General features: G+C 62.4%; 4 protein-coding genes. All 4 read right to left on the bottom strand.

Features of this window, described 5'->3' with window-relative positions:
- The coding region (locus AC1DS3_RS36960) for an isocitrate lyase (protein ID WP_477129172.1) at positions 1-1358 on the bottom strand (1358 nt) is incomplete at its 3' end.
- A gap of 264 nt (positions 1359-1622) precedes the next feature.
- On the bottom strand, positions 1623-1823 hold the full coding sequence (locus AC1DS3_RS36955; RefSeq protein ID WP_477129171.1) for a TlpA disulfide reductase family protein: 201 nt from the start codon (positions 1821-1823) through the stop codon (positions 1623-1625).
- Between the two features lie 9 nt (positions 1824-1832).
- Positions 1833-2735, bottom strand: a complete 903-nt coding sequence (locus tag AC1DS3_RS36950; RefSeq protein WP_441635960.1) for a GntR family transcriptional regulator — start codon at positions 2733-2735, stop codon at positions 1833-1835.
- Positions 2736-2949: 214 nt separating this feature from the next.
- Positions 2950-3243, bottom strand: a complete 294-nt coding sequence (locus AC1DS3_RS36945) for a hypothetical protein (RefSeq protein WP_441635962.1) — start codon at positions 3241-3243, stop codon at positions 2950-2952.
- Positions 3244-3342 lie beyond the last annotated feature (99 nt).

The following is a 3342-nucleotide window of genomic DNA, read 5'->3' as shown; positions in this document are numbered from 1 at the left end:
GTGTGGTAGGTCGGCAGCGTAATCAGATGGTGGAAGATACCTGCTTCGCGCGACGAGTCGGCCTGGAAGGTCCGGATCTTTTCGTCGGCGAGCTGTGCCAGTTCGGTCTGATCGTACTCCACGCTCATCAGCTGGGTGCGCTCGTATGCCGACACATCCTTGCCCGCGGCCTTCATCGCGTCGTACACCTGCTGGCGGAAATTCAGCGTCCAGTTGAACGACGGGCTGTTGTTGTACACCAGCTTGGCGTTCGGGATGACCTTGCGGATCTCGCTGACCATGCCGCCGATCTGGGCGATATGCGGCTTTTCGGTTTCGATCCACAGCAGGTCAGCGCCGTTTTGCAGTGCGGTGACGCAATCCAGTACGCAGCGCGCTTCGCCCGAGCCGGCGCGGAACTGGAACAGGTTGCTAGGCAGGCGCTTAGGGCGCAGCAGCTTGCCGTCGCGCTTGATGATGACGTCACCATTGCCCAGTGCATCGGCCGAGATTTCGTCGCAATCGAGGAAGGAATTGTATTGGTCGCCCAGGTCACCCGGCGTGTTGGTCACGGCGATCTGCTTGGTCAGGCCAGCGCCCAGCGAGTCGGTACGGGCCACGATGATGCCGTCGTCCACGCCCAGTTCCAGGAAGGCGTAGCGGATGGCGCGGATCTTGGCCAGGAAGTCCTCGTGTGGCACGGTGACCTTGCCATCCTGGTGGCCGCACTGCTTCTCGTCGGACACCTGGTTTTCGATCTGGATGCAGCATGCGCCGGCTTCGATGAACTGCTTGGCCAGCAGGTACGTTGCTTCGGCGTTGCCGAAACCTGCGTCGATGTCCGCGATGATGGGCACAACGTGGGTGACGTGGTTGTCGATTTTTTCCTGGATGGCGGCCTTGGCCGGTCCTTGGGCAGCATCCAGTTCGCGGAACAGGCCGCCCAGTTCACGGGCGTCGGCCTGGCGCAGGAAGGTGTACAGCTCGCGGATCAGCGCGCTGACGGAGGTCTTTTCGTGCATCGACTGGTCCGGCAGCGGGCCGAACTCGGAGCGCAGCGCGGCCACCATCCAGCCGGACAGGTACAGGTAGCGGCGTTCGGTACTGTTGAAGTGCTTCTTGATCGAGATCATCTTCTGCTGACCGATGAAGCCGTGCCAGCAACCCAGCGACTGGGTGTACTTGGACGGATCGGCATCGTAGGCGGCCATGTCGGCGCGCATGATCTTGGCGGTGTACTTGGCGATGTCCAGACCCGTCTTGAACTTGTTCTGGGCACGCATGCGGGCCGCATACTCGGGGTTGATGGCATTCCATGCGCTGCCGTGGTTCTCTTTCAAACCGGCAACTGCCTTGATGTCGTCTTGATACTGGGTCATGTGAAATTCCTAAGCGCGTTTGAAGTTTGAAGAAAGGGTTGCGTGTGCCGCTACGGATGTCGAAGCAAGCAGCGTGGGATCATTGTATGGCGCCTCTGGCCCGCCACGGCGAAGTCTTATATAAGACATAAGAGTTGGTTTATCCTTATTATTCAATGAGATAGGCATTGAATTTCGCGATGTGGAACGCGTTTTCGAGGAACGAAAACAAAACACCGGGGAAACTCGGCGTGGATTCCGCAATGTGAAAAGCGCTTTCAGTGGTTAGAAGTAACGGTCGCTGAGCTTGTCAATGCTGACGGCAACGACGTCCACGCCTTGCGCGTGATGCTCTTGATAGAACGCATCAAGCGCCGACATTTCTTTGCGGCATGGCGCGCACCAGGTCGCCCAGAAGCTGATGATCATCACTCGGCCAGCCGCAGCGCTCGGCGTGACATGGCGCCTTGGCCAGCCGTGCGACAACAAGGTGTGCTAACTCGACCTCAGCGTGAACGCCAGAAGCAGCACATTCACGATGAGCAAGCCGTACAGGATCGCCATGCCTGCGGAGATGGCCCGACGCCGTTCATGTTTAGGCGAGGCGCGCCGATCTCGCTTGCGCTTCCAAAGCCAGGCCGCTCCAATGCCGAAGGCGGCGAAGCCCGTCAGCAAGCCCGTCCGCAAGCCTGACGACAAGCCTGGCGACACCCCGGCACCGGAGGCTGGCTCGGGCGGGACTTGCCCGGTTCCGATCGGGTTCGGCGGGGCCTGAACGTCGGCGGCCGCCGGCGCTGTCGGCTCGCTCGGTTGCGCGCTCTCTGGCGCGGCAGCCAGCGGAGTCGGCGTCGCCATGTCTTGCGCGGGAGGTGCCGGCTCCTGCTCTGGCGGGACAGGCGCCGCAACGGTCGTGCTTGGCATGACGGTCGTGCTCGGCACAACGGTCGTATTCGGCATGACGGTCGTGCTCGGCGCAATGGTCTTGCTCGGCGCCACGGCGGGCCGTGCCGGCTTCATGCGGGCAGCGTCCCGCCACCGCCACCATTCATGGAACAGGCTATCAAGACAGCGCACGGAGCCGCAGGCATCGCGCTTGCTGCGCCAGGCGCGGACGTCCGCATCGTTGGTGACACCGCTGTGCAGCAGCCTCTGCTGTTCGGCATAGATGCGCTCGTAGCGCATCGAAAGCTCCGCGTTATCGCAGACCAGGTGCTTGTTGCGCGGGCGGCCATCGGTCGCCAGCGCACATCGCATCCCGTTGCCTTGTGGATCTTCGCAGCGGACCGATCCCGTGCCGGGCGCTGACTTACAGTCGATGTCGGATGCCTGCGCCCCACGCAAGACAGACAGGCCCAAGACAACGAGCACGGCCAGGTGTCCTATGACCCTGTTCATCATGGCTCCCCATCGAAGCGGCCACGTCGGCCTTGAGATTCAACATAGTCGATGGCCGCATGGGGCTGCAAGCGCGCGATTGGCGACGCGATTTGCAGCGCGTGTTGTAGTGCACTTTGTTCTGCGCCGCCAAGCCGCGATACGCGCGAAGTACCGTATCGATGTCATGCGCCGTGCAGCCATCGCCGCCCGCTGTGGCTAAACGGCCTGCCAGCCATCATCCGTCGCCGCCCTCCTCCTCCTCATCGTCCAGCGCGGCCAACTCGCTCAGCACCAGCGTTTCATGCGCGAGCACAGCCGCCAGCGAAAGCAGATGGCTCTGCGTTTCTTCGGTGATGTTGCAGAAGGAGCCGCCGGCAGCGTTCTCGACAGCCACCGAAAGCAGCGCGTTGAGTTGCGCGGTTTTCTCGGCGGCGAGGCTTAGTGGGCTTTCAGAAGGGGCGTGGGCCGTGAGGAAGGTGTCGCGCCCGGCGCGTTGGGCGGTGATGTTGTAGTGCGGGTACCTAGGCATCGGGCGCCCTCCGTTGGGAGGCGCGCAGGCGCTGGCAGGGAATGACTGGCTTGGGAGGTGCGATTTGCCCGGGATGGGCGAGCGAAGACTGGGGCATGG

The organism is Cupriavidus sp. 01L46 (assembly GCF_056399905.1).
The sequence above is the reverse complement of the archived record's forward strand: the minus strand, read 5'-3'. Positions and strand labels throughout refer to the sequence as shown.

Excerpts from the sequence above, each read along its gene's own strand:
- AC1DS3_RS36950 (WP_441635960.1), bottom strand. The coding sequence starts at position 2,735 with ATGATGAACAGGGTCATAGGACACCTGGCCGTGCTCGTTGTCTTGGGC.
- AC1DS3_RS36945 (WP_441635962.1), bottom strand. The coding sequence starts at position 3,243 with ATGCCTAGGTACCCGCACTACAACATCACCGCCCAACGCGCCGGGCGC.